Raw genomic sequence first — 16,812 nt, 5'->3', positions numbered from 1 at the left:
TTCCGGCTGAGCGTCCGGTCGGTGACGGTTCCCCGGGCCTCGATGGACCTCCCCGCGGATCCGTGGCCGGGCCACCGGGCAGGGGCCCGGCCGGTTCCCCGGGCGTCGGGGCGTCCCCGGCCGAGACCTCGGCCGGAGGCCCGGCCACGGCCGCGCCTGCGCCTGCGCCCGCGCGGATCCTCGTCGTGGACGACGATCCCACCGTCGCGGAGGTCGTGGCCGGGTATCTCGACCGGGCCGGGTACCGCGTCGACCGGGCCGGGGACGGGCCGGCCGCGCTCGCGCGGGCCGCCGCGTACCGGCCCGACCTGGTGGTGCTCGACCTGATGCTGCCCGGCATGGACGGACTGGAGGTGTGCCGGCGAATGCGCGGGCAGGGGCCGGTGCCGGTCATCATGCTGACCGCCCGGGGCGACGAGGACGACCGCGTCCTCGGTCTGGAGGTCGGCGCCGACGACTACGTCACCAAGCCCTTCAGCCCACGGGAACTGGTGCTGCGGGTGGAGTCCGTGCTGCGCCGCACCCGCCCGGCCCCGGCGCCGCGCCCGCCGTCCGCGGCCGGCCTCACCGCCGACCCGGCCGCCCGCAGGGCCACCAAGGGCGGGGTCGAACTGGCCCTGACGCTCCGTGAGTTCGACCTGCTCGTCTTCTTCCTGCGCAACCCCGGGCGGGCGTTCGCCCGGGAGGAGCTGATGCGCGAGGTGTGGGGCTGGGACTTCGGCGACCTGTCCACCGTGACCGTCCACGTCCGGCGGCTGCGCGGCAAGGTCGAGGACGACCCGGCCCGCCCCCGGCTGATCCAGACGGTGTGGGGCGTGGGCTACCGCTTCGACCCCGCCAGCCGGGAGGCGGACTGACCGTGCACGCGACCCTGCTCATCGCTCTCTACGCCTTCGCGGGCGCCACCGCCGCCGGCCTGGTGGGCGCGGCCGTGCTGCGGCTGATCCGGCGGCGCTCGCTGACCGCCTCGCTCGCCGTGGTGGCGGCGGTCGCCGTGCTCGCCATGCTCGCCGGCACGCTGGCCGTCGCCTGGGCGATGTTCCTGTCCCCGCACGACCTGTCCGTCGTCACGACCGTCGTAGCGATGGCGGCCGTCGTCTCCCTGGCCACGGCGCTGCTGCTGGGCCGCTGGGTGGTCGCCCGCAGCCGCGAACTGGCGGCGGCGACGCGCTCGTTCGGCGACGACGGGGACTACGCGGCCCCCACCACCCCCGCCACCGCGGAACTGGACGCGCTCAGCCGCGAACTGGCGGCCACCAGCGCCCGGCTCGCCCAGTCAAGGGAACGGGAGCGCGCCCTGGAGACCTCCCGGCGCGAGCTGGTCGCCTGGATCTCGCACGACCTGCGCACCCCGCTGGCCGGGCTGCGCGCCATGTCCGAGGCGCTGGAGGACGGGGTCGCCGCCGACCCCGACCGCTACCTGCGGCAGATCCGCGCCGAGGTGGAACGCCTCAACGACATGGTCGGCGACCTCTTCGAACTCTCCCGCATCCACGCCGGCACCCTCGTCCTCACCCCCGCCCGGGTCTCGCTCTACGACCTGGTCGGCGACGCCCTCGCCGGTGCGGACCCGCTCGCCCGCCGGCACGGCGTACGGCTGGTCGGCGACGCGGTGGCGGCCGTGCCGGTCGAGGTGGACGGCAAGGAGATGAGCCGGGTCCTGGGCAACCTGCTGGTCAACGCGATCCGCCGGACCCCAGCCGACGGCACGGTCGCGGTCGCCGCCGAGCGGTCCGCCGACGGTGTGGTGGTCTCCGTGACCGACGGCTGCGGCGGCATCCCCGAGGAGGACCTGCCGCGGGTCTTCGACACCGGCTGGCGCGGCACCCACGCCCGTACGCCCCCGGCCGGGGCCGGCCTGGGCCTCGCCATCGTGCGCGGCATCGTCGAGGCCCACAGCGGCCGGGCCACGGTCCGCAACATCCCCGGCGGCTGCCGCTTCGAGGTGACGCTGCCGCCGGCGGAGGCCTGAGACCCGGGGTCACTCCCCCCGCAGGCCCGCCCGCGCGAACTCCCGCATGCCCTCGGTGAACCCCACCTCGGGACGCCAGCCCAGCTCGGTCCGCAGACGCGCCGAGTCGGCGGTGATGTGGCGGACGTCGCCCAGCCGGTACTCGCCGGTGACCACGGGCTCGGGTCCGCCGTACGCGGCGGCGAGGGCGGTGGCCATCTCGCCCACCGTGTGCGGCTCGCCGCTGCCGGTGTTGTAGGCGCCGAGCGCGCCCTGGGGCGGCCCGGCGGCTTCCAGCGCCGCGACGTTCGCCGCGGCCACGTCCCGTACGTGCACGAAGTCCCGGCGCTGGCGGCCGTCCTCGAAGACGCGCGGGGCCTCGCCGCGGGCCAGCGCGGAGCGGAAGAAGGAGGCGACCCCGGCGTACGGGGTGTCGCGGGGCATCCGGGGGCCGTACACGTTGTGGTAGCGCAGCGACACCGCCGTCGCGCCGGTCGTCCGGGCCCAGGCGGCGGCCAGGTGCTCCTGGGCCAGCTTGGTGGTGGCGTACACGTTGCGCGGGTCGGCCGGGGCGTCCTCGCCGACCAGGCCCGGGGACAGGTCCGCGCCGCACTGGGGGCAGGCGGGTTCGAACCGGCCCGCGTCGAGGTCGGCGACGGCGCGCGGCCCCGGCCGCACCACCCCGTGCCGGGGGCACGTGTACCGTCCCTCCCCGTACACGACCATCGACCCGGCGAGCACCAGCCGCCGCACGCCCGCACCGGCCATCGCGGCGAGCAGGACCGCGGTGCCGAGGTCGTTGCGGGAGACGTACTCCGCCGCGTCGGCGAACCCGTTGCCGAGGCCGACCATCGCCGCCTGGTGGCACACGGCGTCCACCCCGGCCAGCGCCCGTGCGAGGGCCGCCGGATCGCGCACGTCGGCGCCGGGGTCCTCCCGGACGTCGTAGCCGACGGGCTCGTGCCCGTGCTCCCGCAGGGCCTGAACGACGTGGGACCCGATGAAACCGGCGCTGCCGGTGACCAGTACGCGCATGCCCGTCACGCTAGGCCCGCGAGGGCGCCGGACCGGGCCCGCCGCCCGGCACGTCACGGGTCCGTAAGGAGCCGGGGGCCGAAGAACCCTCGCGACCGACCGGCGGCTTTGCCATTCCTTTACAACCCGTCCGGTCCCCGCCTCGTCTCTCCGTCCGACCCGCATCACCACCCCCCCACGTGGTGCGCCGACGACGAGAGAGAGCGACCCGATGCGCCGAACCATCCTCACCGCCGTGGCCCTGGCCTGCACCGCCGTACTGGCGGGCACCGGGACCGCGTTCGCCGACGACCCCAGCCCGGTCCCCTCCGCCCCCGCCGAGAGCGCCCCGAGCCCCGGTACCGGAGCGACCGACGCGACCCCCGCACCCGCCCCGTCCGTCAGCTCTCCCGCCGCCGAGCCGACCGAGGCACCGGCCCCCGCGCCCGCCGACGGCCAGGTCTCCGTCGTACCGGAAGGCGCGGCCGACACCGGAGTGGCGGCGCCCTCCGACCCGGCCGGGACCGACGCGTCCGTGGTCGGCGCCAGCACCGGCGGGGTGCTCCTCGCGGGCGGCGTGGTCCTCTTCGTCGTCCGCCGCCGACGGGCGGCGGCGACCGGCGCATGATCCCGCGCCCCGGCCGCGCCCTCGCGACCGTCGCACTGGCCGCGCTGCTCGCGGGCTGCGGCGGCGGCCGGACGGACGGCGACGCCGCCCCCGGCCGCCCGGCAGCCACGAAGGCCACGGCGGCACCTCCCGCGCAGGCCCCGGCGAAGTCCGTGCGGCCCCTGGCGCGTTCGGTGCCGGTGGGGCTGCGCATCCCCGCCATCGGGGTCGACACCCCGGTCATGGGCCTGGGGCTGGCCGCGGACGGCACGGTGCAGGTCCCGCCCGTCACGGACGACGACCGCGCCGGCTGGTACCGGCACTCGCCGACGCCGGGTCAGGTGGGTCCTTCGGTCCTCCTGGGCCACGTCACGGTGGGCAGGTACGGCGACGGGGTCTTCCGCGACCTCGCCCGGCTGCACCGCGGCGAGCGGATCGAGGCCCGCCTGGAGAACGGCGCGGCCGCCGAGTTCACGGTCACGGCCGTACGGACGGTCGCGAAGGCCGACTTCCCGACGCAGGACGTCTACGGGGACGTGGCCGGACCGGAGCTGCGGCTCATCACCTGCGGCGGCCCGCGCGACGGCGAGGAGTACCGGGACAACGTCATCGTCTTCGCCGAACTGAGCGCCACCAAGGGCGTTTAGGGCAGGCCCCAGGGCCGGACAGGCCCTGGGCCGGGTCCCGGTGGCCCCAGGCCGGGTCCCGGTGCGCACCGCATACCCTCACGACCATGGAGAGCGTTGAAACGGTCCCGTGACAGGGCGGCGTCCGAACTGTTCGCCGCCCTGTATCCGCGCCTCGCCGGCTGGTGCCGCCGGCTCGTCGACGACGACGAGACGGCCCACGAGATCGCCTCGGAGGCGTTCACCCGGCTGTGGGCCCGCTGGACGTCCGTGGAGGAGCCCCGCGGCTTCCTCTACGTCACAGCCGCCAACCTGGTCCGCGACCACTGGCGCAAACTGGAGCGCGAGCGCCGGGCGGTGCGCCGGGTCACCGCGGAGGTCGCCGTGCGCCCGCACCCCGAACAGGCCGACCCCTCGGTCCGGCTGCTCGTACAGTCGCTGCCGGAGCGACTGCGCGTGCCGATCCTGCTCCACTACTACGCCGACATGCCGATCCGGGAGGTGTCCGTGCTGACCGGACGCAAGGAGGGAACCGTCAAGGCCGACCTGCACGCGGCCCGCGAACTGCTCCGCGTCCATCTGAGGAGAAGCCTTGACCACACGCCTTGAGGACGAGATGGACGGGCCCGGTTCCGGACCGGACGGCGACGATCCGCTGCTGGTCGTACTGCGTCCGGGCGCCGACTTCCTGGGCCCGCCGCCGGGCCGTTACGAGGCGATCCGCCGGGCGGCGTCCCGGCGGCGCCTGCTGCGCGCCGCCGCCGGTGCCGCCGCGACCGCTGCCGCCGCCGCCCTGATCGCGCTGCCGCTGCACTGGGCGGCCCCAGCCGCGCCCACCCGCCCGGCGCCACCGCTGGCCCCGGCCCCCGTCGATCCCGCCCCGCAGACCACACCGAGCCCGGCCCCGCCGAGCCCGGTCCCGCCCAGCGACTCCACGCGGGCGCCCGGCACCGGCCCCGCACTGCCGACCGAGGAATCCGGCCCGTCCACCGCCACCCCGTCGCCGTCCGAACCGGCATCCGAGCCGAGCGCCCCGCCGGTCCGGCAGGGAGCGTCGAACGCGCCGGGCGCCGTGGTGCCCACGCCCGCGGTGGACGGGGCGGCTGCTACAACGGGGCGATGATCTATCACGTGGTGCCGCTCGCCGAGTGGAACGCCGACCCGGGGCGGCCGTACGCGCCCGCCTCCCTCGCGGAGGACGGGTTCGTCCACTGCTCGCCCGACGAGGAGACCACGCTCGCCGTCGTCAACGCCTTCTACCGCGGCGCGCCCCGGCCGCTGGTGGCGCTGCTCGTCGACGAGGACCGGCTCACCGCGAGGTGCGAGTGGGAGGCCGCCGCACCGGCGCCGCCGCCGGGTGTCGCCGGGGGCACCCTCTTCCCGCACGTGTTCGGCCCCCTCGACCGTGCGGCCGTCCGGCATGTGCTGGAGGTCCGCTGGGACGACGGGGGCCGGGCCACGGAGCTGTGCTGATCGTGCCTCAGCCGTCCTGGGGGGTGACGACGGTGCCGCCGAGCAGCACGGACGTCGTGCCTCAGCCGTCCTGGGGCGTGACGACGGTGCCGCCGAGCAGCACGGACGCCGTCTCGACCGGTGTGGCGGCGGGCGCCGACGGCGCGGGTTCGGCGCCGGGGGCGGGGTGGCAGGTGAAGCCGAGGCGGGCCATGGCCCGGGTCACCTCGCCGCCGCTGAAGTCGCGCCGGTCCTGCCGGGTGACGACCTCGCCCACCTGCTTGACGGGGTAGCGGCGGCGGCCGATGGTCACGGACTCACCGGTGACGGGTTCGGGCGTGACGCCCTTCATCGAGTCCAGCACCCCGCCCTTGGTGAGGTCGAACGGGTACCGGGCGATGACACAGCGCATGTTGCCTCCACGAGCGGGATGGGTTTCCGGTGGTGTCGGGGGGAAGTCCGACGGACCGTCCTAGGCCGCCGAGCCGGTCGAACCGGCCGAGCCGCCGGTGGACTGACGGCGCGGCCTGCGGCGCGGGGAGTCGCCGGTGGGCCGCCCCTGGGCGGCGCGGCCCTGGCCGGCGGTGCGGGGCTGCGCGGCGCCGGTGCGGGCCTGGGTGCCGGCCCCCTGTCCGCCGCCGCGCCCCTGCGAGGAGCGGCCGCGGCGACCGCGGGACGACGATCCCGCGCCGGAGGCGGCGCGCCGGGGGCGCTCCACGACCGGTGCGGCGATGACGACGGGGATGCCGGAGGGGGTCTGCGCACCGGTGATGCGGGTCAGCTCCGCCTCGCCCGAGCGGACCGGCGTGACCTGCGGGGTGATGCCGGCCGCGGCCATCAGCCGGGTCATCTCGCGCCGCTGGTCCGGCGTCACCAGGGTGACGACGCTGCCGGACTCGCCGGCCCGGGCCGTACGGCCGCCCCGGTGCAGGTAGTCCTTGTGGTCGCCGGGCGGGTCCACGTTGACGACCAGGTCGAGGTTGTCGACGTGGATGCCGCGGGCCGCGACGTTGGTCGCCACCAGCGCGGTCACCTGCCCGTCCTTGAACTGGGCGAGGGTCCGGGTGCGCTGCGGCTGGGACTTGCCGCCGTGCAGTCCGGCGGCGCGCACCCCGCTCTTCAGCAGCTGCTTCACCAGCCGGTCCACCCGGTGCTTGGTGTCCAGGAACATGATGACCCGCCCGTCGCGGGCCGCGATCTCGACGGTCGCGCGCTGCTTGTCCTCGTCCTGCACGTGCAGCACGTGGTGCTCCATCGTGGTGACGGCACCGGCCGACGGGTCGACGGAGTGGACCACCGGGTCCGTCAGGTAGCGGCGGACCAGCCGGTCGACGTTGCGGTCGAGGGTGGCCGAGAACAGCATCCGCTGCCCGTCCGGCTGCACCTGGTCGAGCAGGGCGGTGACCTGCGGCATGAAGCCCATGTCGGTCATCTGGTCGGCCTCGTCGAGGACCGTGATGGTGACGTCGCCGAGGGCGCAGTCGCCGCGGTCGATGAGGTCCTTGAGCCGTCCGGGCGTCGCGACGACGACCTCCGCGCCGGAGCGCAGCGCCCCGGCCTGCCGGCCGATGGACATGCCGCCGACCACGGTGGCCGACCTCAGACCCACGGCGCGGGCGTACGGGGCGAGCGCGTCGGTGACCTGCTGGGCCAGCTCACGGGTGGGGACCAGGACCAGGGCGAGCGGACGCCGCGGCTCGGCACGCCGGCCGGCCGTACGGGCCAGCAGGGCGAGACCGAAGGCGAGGGTCTTGCCCGAACCCGTGCGGCCGCGGCCGAGGACGTCCCGTCCGGCCAGGGAGTTCGGCAGGGTCGCCGCCTGGATCGGGAACGGCACGGTCACGCCCTGGTCGCCGAGGGCGGCCAGCATGCGGGCCGGCAGGTCGAGTTCGGCGAAGGTCTCGACGGCGGGGAGCGCCGGGGTGATGGTCTTCGGCAGCGCGAACTCGCCGCCCTGGGGGGCGGCGGCCGGCCTGCGGCCGGAGTTCTGGGAGCGGCCGGCCGACCGGGAGCGACGGGGGCCTTCGCCGGAGCGCCGGCGGTCGTTGGTGCGTGTGCGGTTCATGGGGAACCTTCCTTGATACGGCACGTATCAAGGGAGACCCGCAGCGGAGGAGCGGCGCAGGGAATCGCAAGAACGAGCCGGCCGGTCGATTTCGGCGTGCTGGGCCGAGCGGACCGGGAGAATTGGTGAATGCGGGAACGCGGGTAAAGCGAACGCGGGGGAGGGAGTGTGGAGAAATCCGTGCCCCCGCGCGGGGCGCGGTGCGCCCGGAAACGCGGCGAGCTGGGGCCCGCACCCCAAGGTGCGGGCCCCAGCTGCGGAGTATGCGTGAGCGTCAGGCCGGGGTGATGTTCTCGGCCGTCGGGCCCTTCTGGCCCTGCGCGATGTCGAAGGTCACCTTCTGACCCTCGAGCAGCTCGCGGAAGCCCTGCGCGTTGATGTTCGAGTAGTGGGCGAAGACGTCGGGGCCGCCGCCGTCCTGCTCGATGAAGCCGAAGCCCTTTTCGGCGTTGAACCACTTCACGGTGCCGGAAGCCATGTTTTCTCCTTCGGTACGGTGCTCGGAGTTCACCCTGTGTGCACTCCGGTCGCCGCGATGATCACCCCGTCGGAAAAACCTTCAGGCAACCACAACTGCAACTTCCCTCGACAGTAGCACGCCGTGATCGGCCGGGTGCCGGCGATAATCTCGGCCCGATCGGCCGCCCGGGGAATATTCCCGGACCGGCGGCCGACTTCTCCCGCCGTCACGGCGGACAGCGCCCCCGGGACGCCGCGGACACCCCCCGACCGAGACAAAGGACACGTCCGCGCGGGCGGCGGTCAGCCGAGGTCGGCGAGGTCCTCGGCGGTGAGGGCGATCGACCCGGCTGCGGTGTTCTCCTCCAGGTGGGACAGGGAACCGGTGCCGGGGATGGCCAGGGTGACGGGCGAGGACGCGAGCAGCCAGGCCAGGGCGATCTGCTGGACGGTGGCGCCGTGCCGGTCCGCGACCGCGGCGATACGGTCCCCGCGGATGTCGCTCAGGCCGCCGCCCAGCGGAAAGAACGGGACGTAGGCGATGCCGGCCTCCTCGCAGCGGGCCAACACCTCCGTGTCGTCGCGCTTGTCGGTGTGGAAGTGGTTCTGGACGGCTGCCACGGGTGCGATCGCCCGCGCCTCGGCGAGGTGCCCGGCGTCCACGTGGCTGAGGCCCAGGTGCCGGATCAGACCCTCCTCGCGCAGTGCGGCCAGCGCCTCGAAGCGGGCGGCGACGGACTCGCCGTGCGGCGGCGGTTCCATGCCGCCGATGCGCAGGTAGACCAGGTCGAGGCGGTCGACGCCCAGGCCCTTCAGGTTCTCCTCGACCAGGGCCCGCAGCGCGCCGGGATCGGTGGTCGCCTGCAGACCTCCGTCCGGGGTGCGCAGCGGCCCGACCTTGGTGGCGATCACCAGGTCGTCCGGGTAGGGGTGCAGGGCTTCGCGGATCAGGTCGTTGGCGCGGACGGAGCCGTCGTCGTTGGTGTAGAAGGCGGCGGTGTCGATGTGGTTCACGCCGAGTTCCACGGCGCGGCGCAGTACGGCGCGGCCGGTCTCCGGGTCGCGGGCCGGGCCGTGGAAGCTGTTGGTGGGCAGGCGCATGGCGCCGAAGCCGAGCCGTCCGATCACGAGGTCGCCGCCGAGGCGGAAGTCGTTGCTCATGCCGCCACCCTGCGAGGCGCCGCCCCCACCGCACGAGACCGTGGCAGCTTGCTGCCAACCCCCCGCCCACCACGACCGATGCCACCACCGCCGACCGGGCCACCCGGGCGCGGGGGCTGCCCGGGGGCGTCGACACCCCGGCGCCGGGCCGTCCCCCCGGGTCGTAGTGATCGCCGTTGGTCCGGTCACCACCGGGGCGGGCGCGTCACAATGGCCGTATGGCAGAGAGCATGACGGTGCACGGTGACGTGGAGCTGCTGGCCCGGGCCGGGCACCTCTTCTCCTCCGTCCGGGAGGAGTTCGTCTGTGCCGCCCGCGACCTCGACACCTGGCCCCGGCCCGCCGCCCGGCAGGTCGCCCGGAGCCGGGTGCGGGACAGCGGTGCCACGCGGGTGCGCAAGCTGCTCAGTCCGGCCGCGCTGGCCGACGAGGGCGGCCGGGCCCACCTGAACGAGCTGGCCGCCCGGGGCGCCCGGGTGCGGATCGCCGCCAGTGGCCTCCCGCACGAGACGATCATCATCGACCGGCGGTGGGCGATCCTCGCCGGAGCGGACGCGCCCGGGGGCCGCGCGTACACCGTGACCGCCGCGCCCACCCTGGTCGGCGGTGTGCACGCCCTGTTCGAGGCCGCCTGGGAGGCGGCCACCGACCTCGTGTCCTTCCTGCGGGGCGAGCAGCCGCAGCTCGACGCCGGGAGCCGGACGGTGCTGCGCGCACTGGGTTCGGGTGCCACCGACGAGGCCGCGGCGCGGGAACTGGGCATGTCGCTGCGCACCTACCGGCGCCGGGTCGCCGAACTGCTCGACGCCCTCGACGCGGGGTCGCGGTTCCAGGCGGGGGTGCGCGCGGGCGAACTCGGCCTGAGCGGCTGACGGGCCGAGCGGCTGAACGGCTGAATGGCCGGGGGAACGGTTCGGTGCCCCGCTGCGTCGTCCCCTTCCAGGGCACGGCGGCCGTGTCCCGGGGAGGGGCGGCACAGTGGCTGCGGACGGGTTCGCCAAGTGGACACGGCGGTTCGAGGACGAGCGCGAGCGCAGACGTGCGCAGGGCGACCCGGAGTGGGAACGGGGCGCCGTGCTGCACCGCGCGGTGTGGGCGGGCATCCAGCGTTTCCAGGTCGGCGAGGACGGCGACGGGGCGAACCTCGTCGCCAAGGCCGAGGCGGCCGGCGACGCCGACTACGCGCGGGCGGTGCGGCTCTTCGTCGCCGAGGAGCAGAACCACGCCCGGCTCCTCGCCCGGCTGCTGGCCGCGGGCGGCAGACCGACGCTGAGCGGCCACTGGAGCGACACCGCCTTCGTGCGGCTGCGGCGGCTGCTGGGCCTGCGCACCGAGCTGCTGGTGCTGATGGTCGCCGAGGTCGTGGCGCTGCGCTACTACCGCGCCCTGCGGGACGGCACGGACGACGCGCTGACCACGGAGGTGGCGGGCCGGATCCTGGCCGACGAGCGGCGCCACGTCCCCTTCCACTGCGCGCGGCTGCACGACTCGCTGGCCGGGCTGCCCGCCGTCACGCGCCGCCCCGTGCTGGCCCTGTGGCGGCTGCTCCTCCTCGCGGCCACCCTGGTCGTCGTCGCCGACCACGGCGCGGGGCTGCGCCGCCTCGGCGTCGGACGGCGCCGTTTCGCGGCCGACGTCATGGCCTCGTCCGCCGAGGTGGTCGAGGCGGTACTGGCCCCGCGGCCGGACGCGTGGACGGGCGGCGCGTGAGAACCGGCCGTCCTACTTGCTGACGGCGAAGCGCATCAGCGCGTGCTCGTCGCCCTGCTTGATCTTGCCCGTCTCGTTGACGACCTCCAGCTTCCAGGTGCCGCCGACCCGCACCGCCTTGGCCACCGCGCAGCCGTTGTCCTGGCTGAGCAGACTGGGCCAGATGTCGGCGACCTGCTCCGAGCTGCCCCCGGTCGCGTCGTAGACCTTGAAGCTGATGTTGCGCGCCTTCTGGAAGGAGCTGCCCTTCTTGTACGCGGCGGCCACGAACACGATCGACGTGATGACGCTGGGGAGCCGCGCGAACTCGACGGTCACCGTCTCGTCGTCACCGTCCCCGTGGCCGGTCTGGTTGTCGCCGCTGTGCAGCAGCGAGCCGTTGCCCATCGGGTCGAGCGAGTCGAGCCCGGCGAGCCGTACCGGGTCCCCGCCCTGCATCGCGACGGCGATCAGGTCGAGGTCGGTGCCGGTCTTGCGCCGCAGCTTGCCGAGCACTCCGCCGCTGCTGCCGGCGGTGGGGTCCCAGGAGACGCCGATGGACAGGTGGGTCACCCCGTCGAGGTCCGCGGGGCCGCCTTCCTTGGTGAGCGTGATCATGCGTGGGTCATCCTCCGTGGTCGTGCCTGTGCCGCAGAGTCTGCCTGGCGCGGAGACGTTTCGGCAGAGCGGGGGCAGCCGGTCAGTTTTCGAGAAGCACCGCGGGCCCGCCCGCTCCTACCGTCTACGACATGAACTCCATCGACTCCGTCACCCTCGAGGTGGCCGACACCGAGGCCGCCGCCCGCTTCTACTCCGACGCCTTCGGGCTCGACGGGTCGCGGGTGCGGGTCCGCGCCTCCGACGCCCCGACGAGCGGTTTCCGCGGCTTCACCCTGTCGCTCGTGGTGGCCCAGCCCGGCAACGTCGACGCGCTGTTCACCGCGGCCGTCGAGCACGGCGCCACCGTCCTCAAGCCCGCCGCGAAGTCGCTGTGGGGCTACGGCGGGGTCGTCCAGGCACCGGACGGCACGGTATGGCAGATCGCCACGTCGGCGAAGAAGGACACCGCTCCGGTCACCCGCGACGTCGACGAGATCGTGCTCCTCCTGGGCGTCGAGGACGTGAAGGCCACCAAGCGGTTCTACGTCGAGCAGGGCCTCACCGTGGGCAAGAGCTTCGGCGGGAAGTACGTCGAGTTCGCCACCGGCCCGGACACCGTCAAGCTCTCCCTCTACAAGCGCCGGGCCCTCGCCAAGGTCGCCGGGGTGTCCGCCGACGGCACCGGTTCGCACCGTCTCGTCGTCTCCGGCGGCACCCGCCCGTTCGCCGATCCCGACGGCTTCGCCTGGCAGCCGGAGCTCCGAAACTGATGGGCTAGTTTCCTGTGCATGTCTTCACGGGAAACACCGCGAATACCCAGGGGCGGGACGCGGGCGAGACTCTGGGCCGTTGCGGGTGCGGCGACCCTCGCGTTCCTCGTCGCGCTGGAGATCGCCGCGCGCCGCTACGGCCTGCCGGGGCCGATGACCAACCAGGCCAAGGAGTTGGTGTTCGCCCCCGCCTCGGGGCCCCTGCTCTACGCCGGCCTGGCGCTGACGATGGTGGTCCTGACCTGGCGGCAGCGGTTCGTGGCGGCGGCCGTCGCGGTCGGCATCGACCTCGCCGTCGTACTGGTGCGGTGGGCGGCGGACGCCACCGCGTCCGGCAGCCACTCCTTCGGCAACGGGGCGCTGTGGGTGGTCCTGGGCTGCGGGGTCGTCGCCGTGACGCGGCGCACCGGCGCCGAACGGATCCTGCTGCTGAAGGGCGTCGGGCTCGGCCTGCTGCTGGTGGCCGGGCGCAAGACGGGCGACGCCTGGCTGCTGATCACCTCCAAGACCCGCCCCGACGTCCTCGACCGGTACGTGGCGACCGCGGACCACGCGCTGGGCAACCCGTCCTGGCTGGTGGGCCGGGCCGTCGAGGCCACCGGCCCGGTCGGTGAGCACCTGCTGGACTGGGTCTACGCCCAACTCGCGGTGGCCGCGGCCGTCGTCGCCCTGTACCAGCTGCGCAAGGTGGGCACCGAGCGCCGCTTCCCGCGCCACCACCTGGTCCGCACCTTCCTGCTGATAGGTCTGCTCGGGCCGGGCATCTACATGATCTTCCCGGTCGTCGGACCGGTCTTCGCCTACGGCACCGGCGCCTTCGGCACCGGCGGCGAGGAGTGGGCGATCGCCAACCTGTGGCCGCACACGCCACCGCCGATCGCCGCACCCCACCCGTTCACCTACGACGGGATCACCCCCCGCAACTGCATGCCCAGCCTGCACACGGCATGGGCCACCGTGATCTTCATCCACTCCCGGAACGGCCCGCGCGTCCTGCGCTGGGCAGGAACGTTCTGGCTGGTCGCCACGCTCACCGCGACGCTGGGGTTCGGCTACCACTACGCCATCGACCTCGTCGCCGGCGTGGTGTTCGCGGTCACGGTCGAGGCGGGGCTGCGCGCCCTGGACCGGGGCTGGGACCGGTCGGGAAGCCTGCTGGTCGCCCACGGGGCGGTGGTGTTCGCCGCGATCCTGGCGTCCACGCGCTACCTGTCGCTGGAGATGGCCCGGCACCCTTGGGTCTTCGGCCCGCTCCTGCTGCTGGCGATGGCCTCGGTGATCCACGGCTACATACGGACCACGAAGAGCTGGGAACCGGTGCCCGCGGTGCCGCAGGCGCTCCCGGAACCACGGCTCGAGGCGGCCTGAGCGCCCGGGGGCCCGCACGCCTGCTGAATTGCGAAAGTTGGCAAGTCGTTGGATGCTGGGGCCCCGGGTCCGCAGGAGGCCGTGGACCGGTTTCCCTGTGGAGACGCGATGAGCACCCTGCTCCAGCCCCTGCCCCACCGGCACGTGCTCACCCTGCCCGCGGCGCCCCCGGCGGTCCGGGTGGCCCGGGAAACGGCCGAGCAGGCCCTCGCCGAGTGGGGCGTGAACCCGGGGCACCCCACCGTCGCACCCGCCCTGCTGATCCTCAGTGAACTGGTCACCAACAGCGTCCGCCACGCGTCGCCGCCGAGCGAGCAGGTGACCGTCACCTACGCGATCGGAGACGACTGCCTGGCCTTCGCCGTGCACGACCGGCACCCGCACCAGCCGCGGCTGCACGGCGCGGAGACCACCGGCCGGACCGGGGGACTGGCGACCGTCATGGAGCTCACCGGCACCCTGGGCGGCACCGCGGTGGTCCGGGGCGACTGCGACGGCCGGGGCAAGAGCATCTGGATCACGCTCCCGCTGTGAGGCGAGGACCGCTGCGAGACGCGGACCGGCCCGCCCTCACGAGGAGCCGTAGCTCGTCAGGGGCGGGGTGCGCAGGGCGATGACGGCCTTGTCGTCGTGGCCGTTGCCGGGCCGGTGGGCGACCAGGGCACGGCACAGGTCCTCGGGCGCCAGCCCCACCAGCCGCGAGGCGGTGACGGCCAGGGCGTCCAGGCCCCGGTCCAGCGGCTGGCCGGGGACCTCCACGAGGCCGTCGGTGAACAGGACGACGGTGCTGTCCACCGGCAGGGGCCGGCAGTGGTCGGGCCGCGGCAGGTCGGGCGCCACCCCGAGGGGGAGTCCGGGCTCCACGTCCAGGTAGCGGACCCGCCCGTCGGGCAGCAGCACCAGCGGCGGCGGGTGCCCCGCGCTGGACCACCGCAGCTGCCACGTGCCGTCGGCGGGCTCCAGCCGCGCGAGGAGCGCGGTGGCGACCGGGGCCTCGTCCAGGGCCGCGTTCATGATCCGGTCGAGCCGGGAGAGGGAGGTGCTGGGTGCGGCGCCCGGGTCGTAGTACAGGGCGCGCAGCATGTTGCGGATCTGGGACATGTCGGCCGCGGCCCGCAGGTCGTGCCCCACGACGTCGCCGATCACCGCCGCGCAGGCCCCGCCGGGCAGCAGCATGGCGTCGTACCAGTCGCCGCCCACGGCGGCGGGCGCGCTCGCCGGACGGTAGGCCGCGCCCGCGGTGAAGGGACGCAGGTCGGGCAGGCGCGGCAGCAGCAGCCGCTGGAACTGCTCGCTGCTGTTCTGCACCTGCTGGTAGAGGCGGGCGTTCTCGATCGCCACGCCCGCCGTGCCGGCCAGCGCGCGGATCACGCCCTCGTCGTGCCGGTCGAAGGGCTGCCCGTCCTTGCGTTCGGAGAGGTAGAGGTTGCCGTAGATCCGGCCGCGCACACTGATCGCCACCCCGAGCAGGCTGCGCATGGGCGGGTGTCCGGGCGGGAAGCCCGCCGATTCCGGGTGGCGCGAGATGTCCTTGACCCGCAGCGGCTCGGGGTGGTGGATCAGGTGCCCCAGCAGGCCCCTGCCCCGCGGCAGCTCCACGCCCTCCAGGTCGGCCAGCTCCTTCGTGGTGAGCCCCAGCGGAATGAACTCCTCCAGGAGCCTGCCCTCCTGGTCGAGGACGCCCATGGCCCCGTAGCGGGCGCCCACCAGGTCCATCGCGGTGCGCACGATGCGGCGCAGCACCGCGGGCAGCTCCAGCTCGCCGGTGATGTTCACGACCGCCTGGAGCAGCTCCTGCAGGGTCCGCTGGGCGCGGGCCAGGGCGTGCAGCTGCTCGCCGATCCGGTTCAGGTCGGAGCTGAGCGGCAGGTCGAGGAGCGAGGCGTACGGCTCGTCGGCGCCGCCTTGGCCGGGGGCCGCTGCGGGACCTTCCCCGGAGCCCTCCCCGGAGGCCGCTGCGGGCCCCTCCCCGGGGTCCACGCCGGGCCCCTCGCCGGGGTCCGCGCCGGCCGGGGCCGGCTCGTTCGGCGAGCGCTGCCGTTCCTCCGCCATCACGCGTGCCTCGCCTCCCGCCGTGCGGTTCGCCCTCCGCCCACCCTCGCCCATCGGTGCGGGGCGTGCCGCCCGTCCACAGCCGGTCGGAGTAACCCGGCACCGCCCCGGTGCGACCGGGTTCGTCCCGGCGGATTCGGCCTGGCGGGTGGCTCGGGCGAGGATGGGCGGCATGCTGATGAGGACGGGACGGGCGCGACGCGCCCAGGGCGGGCCGACCGGGCCGCGCCGCCGCGGCGCGAGGAAGGCGAAGGCACGATGAGCACGCCGCTGTACCAGTTGAAGGCCGAGTTCTTCAAGACGCTCGGCCATCCGGCGCGCATCCGCGTCCTGGAACTGCTGAGCGAGCGCGAGCACGCGGTGGCGGAGATGCTCCCCGAGGTGGGGATCGAGCCGGCCCATCTGTCCCAGCAGCTCGCGGTGTTGCGCCGGGCGAACCTGGTGGTGTCCCGCAAGGAGGGATCGACCGTGTACTACTCCCTGACCAGCCCGCAGGTCGCCGAGTTGCTCAGGGTCGCGCGCGGCATCCTGTCCGGCGTGCTCGCCGGACAGGCCGAACTGCTCGCGGACCTCCGGGCCGGGCAGCCCGAGCCGGGGCCCGAGCGGGCGTAGGCCCGCGCGGCCGGTCACTTGTGGGCGTGTTCACCCACGTAGAAGAGCAGCCAGATGAAACCGGCGAGGACGTGCGTGCCGAAGATGTAGAAGCCCGCCCGGAGGGCGACACCGCGCTCGAACCGGCGCTCGTCGTTGCCGCGCCCGCTCATCGGACGGGCTCCGCGGTCCGCAGCTCTTCCAGCAGTCGCCCCTGGCCCGTGAGCAGCTCGGAGAGGATCCGCCGTGCGGTGGCCGGCAGCTCGGCGGCCTCCCCGCCGGCCGGTTCGTACACGACGTGGAGCCGGTACGGGGGGCGGTACGGGATCGGCATCTCGGTCACCTCTCGTCCGTCCGTGCGGTCCGTGGAGGATGTATGAATCAAGGCAACTGATGAATTGCGTAAG

Annotated in this window: 22 protein-coding genes; 13 read left to right on the top strand and 9 right to left on the bottom strand. The window is 74.6% G+C overall.

Annotation, left to right across the window (positions count from 1 at the left end; genetic code table 11):
- Positions 1-185 precede the first annotated feature (185 nt).
- Both IE258_RS06555 and IE258_RS06550 read left to right on the top strand, forming a co-directional pair.
- Positions 186-857: a response regulator transcription factor gene (locus IE258_RS06555; protein WP_373309726.1), complete on the top strand. Its 672-nt coding sequence runs from the start codon at positions 186-188 to the stop codon at positions 855-857.
- Between the two features lie 2 nt (positions 858-859).
- A complete protein-coding gene (locus IE258_RS06550; protein ID WP_189740134.1) occupies positions 860-1,972 on the top strand; it encodes a sensor histidine kinase in 1,113 nt (370 codons plus the stop codon).
- Positions 1,973-1,981: 9 nt separating this feature from the next.
- On the opposite strand, the gene IE258_RS06545 is transcribed toward IE258_RS06550, so the two are convergent.
- Positions 1,982-2,986 (bottom strand): NAD-dependent epimerase/dehydratase family protein, encoded by a 1,005-nt coding sequence (locus IE258_RS06545; protein ID WP_189740131.1) that lies wholly within the window; start codon positions 2,984-2,986, stop codon positions 1,982-1,984.
- 211 nt (positions 2,987-3,197) lie between these two features.
- On the opposite strand from IE258_RS06545, the gene IE258_RS06540 reads away from it, so the two are divergent.
- From IE258_RS06540 to IE258_RS06520, 5 genes are all read left to right on the top strand, one after another.
- Positions 3,198-3,593: a RodZ family helix-turn-helix domain-containing protein gene (locus IE258_RS06540; RefSeq protein WP_189740127.1), complete on the top strand. Its 396-nt coding sequence runs from the start codon at positions 3,198-3,200 to the stop codon at positions 3,591-3,593.
- Positions 3,590-4,219: a class F sortase gene (locus IE258_RS06535; protein ID WP_189740123.1), complete on the top strand. Its 630-nt coding sequence runs from the start codon at positions 3,590-3,592 to the stop codon at positions 4,217-4,219. The genes IE258_RS06540 and IE258_RS06535 overlap by 4 nt, the downstream gene beginning before the upstream one ends.
- Before the next feature lie 96 nt (positions 4,220-4,315).
- Positions 4,316-4,807, top strand: a complete 492-nt coding sequence (locus IE258_RS06530; RefSeq protein WP_003975205.1) for an RNA polymerase sigma factor — start codon at positions 4,316-4,318, stop codon at positions 4,805-4,807.
- A complete protein-coding gene (locus tag IE258_RS06525; protein ID WP_229891960.1) occupies positions 4,791-5,321 on the top strand; it encodes a hypothetical protein in 531 nt (176 codons plus the stop codon). Before IE258_RS06530 ends, IE258_RS06525 begins: the two co-directional genes overlap by 17 nt.
- The gene (locus IE258_RS06520) at positions 5,318-5,671 is read left to right on the top strand and encodes a DUF952 domain-containing protein (RefSeq protein WP_189740121.1); all 354 of its coding nucleotides are present in this window, start codon (positions 5,318-5,320) and stop codon (positions 5,669-5,671) included. Before IE258_RS06525 ends, IE258_RS06520 begins: the two co-directional genes overlap by 4 nt.
- Before the next feature lie 61 nt (positions 5,672-5,732).
- On the opposite strand, the gene IE258_RS06515 is transcribed toward IE258_RS06520, so the two are convergent.
- From IE258_RS06515 to IE258_RS06500, 4 genes are all read right to left on the bottom strand, one after another.
- On the bottom strand, positions 5,733-6,062 hold the full coding sequence (locus tag IE258_RS06515; protein ID WP_189740118.1) for an SCO5918 family protein: 330 nt from the start codon (positions 6,060-6,062) through the stop codon (positions 5,733-5,735).
- 60 nt (positions 6,063-6,122) lie between these two features.
- Positions 6,123-7,715 carry a DEAD/DEAH box helicase gene (locus IE258_RS06510; RefSeq protein ID WP_189740115.1) on the bottom strand — a complete coding sequence of 531 codons (1,593 nt, stop codon included), beginning with the start codon at positions 7,713-7,715 and terminating at the stop codon, positions 6,123-6,125.
- A gap of 274 nt (positions 7,716-7,989) precedes the next feature.
- A complete protein-coding gene (locus IE258_RS06505; protein WP_003975209.1) occupies positions 7,990-8,193 on the bottom strand; it encodes a cold-shock protein in 204 nt (67 codons plus the stop codon).
- A gap of 284 nt (positions 8,194-8,477) precedes the next feature.
- The gene (locus tag IE258_RS06500; RefSeq protein ID WP_189740112.1) at positions 8,478-9,335 is read right to left on the bottom strand and encodes an oxidoreductase; all 858 of its coding nucleotides are present in this window, start codon (positions 9,333-9,335) and stop codon (positions 8,478-8,480) included.
- Positions 9,336-9,553: 218 nt separating this feature from the next.
- On the opposite strand from IE258_RS06500, the gene IE258_RS06495 reads away from it, so the two are divergent.
- On the top strand, positions 9,554-10,207 hold the full coding sequence (locus tag IE258_RS06495) for a helix-turn-helix domain-containing protein (protein ID WP_189740109.1): 654 nt from the start codon (positions 9,554-9,556) through the stop codon (positions 10,205-10,207).
- 106 nt (positions 10,208-10,313) lie between these two features.
- Positions 10,314-11,045: a ferritin-like domain-containing protein gene (locus tag IE258_RS06490; protein ID WP_189740106.1), complete on the top strand. Its 732-nt coding sequence runs from the start codon at positions 10,314-10,316 to the stop codon at positions 11,043-11,045.
- 12 nt (positions 11,046-11,057) lie between these two features.
- Here the strand turns inward: IE258_RS06490 and IE258_RS06485 are convergent, their stop codons facing one another.
- The gene (locus tag IE258_RS06485; RefSeq protein WP_189740103.1) at positions 11,058-11,642 is read right to left on the bottom strand and encodes a TerD family protein; all 585 of its coding nucleotides are present in this window, start codon (positions 11,640-11,642) and stop codon (positions 11,058-11,060) included.
- A 131-nt stretch (positions 11,643-11,773) separates the two neighbouring features.
- On the opposite strand from IE258_RS06485, the gene IE258_RS06480 reads away from it, so the two are divergent.
- The 3 genes from IE258_RS06480 (at position 11,774) to IE258_RS06470 (ending at position 14,296) form a co-directional block, all read left to right on the top strand.
- Positions 11,774-12,394, top strand: coding sequence for a VOC family protein (locus IE258_RS06480; RefSeq protein ID WP_189740100.1), 621 nt, complete (start codon positions 11,774-11,776; stop codon positions 12,392-12,394).
- A gap of 18 nt (positions 12,395-12,412) precedes the next feature.
- A complete protein-coding gene (locus IE258_RS06475; protein ID WP_189740097.1) occupies positions 12,413-13,762 on the top strand; it encodes a phosphatase PAP2 family protein in 1,350 nt (449 codons plus the stop codon).
- A 108-nt stretch (positions 13,763-13,870) separates the two neighbouring features.
- Positions 13,871-14,296 carry an ATP-binding protein gene (locus IE258_RS06470; protein WP_189740094.1) on the top strand — a complete coding sequence of 142 codons (426 nt, stop codon included), beginning with the start codon at positions 13,871-13,873 and terminating at the stop codon, positions 14,294-14,296.
- A 36-nt stretch (positions 14,297-14,332) separates the two neighbouring features.
- Here IE258_RS06470 and IE258_RS06465 read toward each other — a convergent pair whose 3' ends face one another.
- Positions 14,333-15,814 (bottom strand): GAF domain-containing SpoIIE family protein phosphatase, encoded by a 1,482-nt coding sequence (locus tag IE258_RS06465; protein WP_189740090.1) that lies wholly within the window; start codon positions 15,812-15,814, stop codon positions 14,333-14,335.
- A gap of 258 nt (positions 15,815-16,072) precedes the next feature.
- Between IE258_RS06465 and IE258_RS06460 the strand changes: the two genes are divergently transcribed.
- Entirely contained in the window at positions 16,073-16,426 is a 354-nt protein-coding gene (locus IE258_RS06460; protein WP_189740087.1) for an ArsR/SmtB family transcription factor, read from the top strand.
- Positions 16,427-16,440: 14 nt separating this feature from the next.
- On the opposite strand, the gene IE258_RS06455 is transcribed toward IE258_RS06460, so the two are convergent.
- Both IE258_RS06455 and IE258_RS06450 read right to left on the bottom strand, forming a co-directional pair.
- On the bottom strand, positions 16,441-16,578 hold the full coding sequence (locus tag IE258_RS06455) for a DUF6126 family protein (RefSeq protein WP_164883916.1): 138 nt from the start codon (positions 16,576-16,578) through the stop codon (positions 16,441-16,443).
- Positions 16,575-16,739 carry a hypothetical protein gene (locus IE258_RS06450; protein ID WP_373309725.1) on the bottom strand — a complete coding sequence of 55 codons (165 nt, stop codon included), beginning with the start codon at positions 16,737-16,739 and terminating at the stop codon, positions 16,575-16,577. The genes IE258_RS06455 and IE258_RS06450 overlap by 4 nt, the downstream gene beginning before the upstream one ends.
- Positions 16,740-16,812: the final 73 nt, after the last annotated feature.

This window comes from Streptomyces tendae, assembly GCF_014650435.1.
In the GTDB taxonomy this organism is placed as follows: domain Bacteria; phylum Actinomycetota; class Actinomycetes; order Streptomycetales; family Streptomycetaceae; genus Streptomyces; species Streptomyces tendae.
The sequence above is the reverse complement of the archived record's forward strand: the minus strand, read 5'-3'. Positions and strand labels throughout refer to the sequence as shown.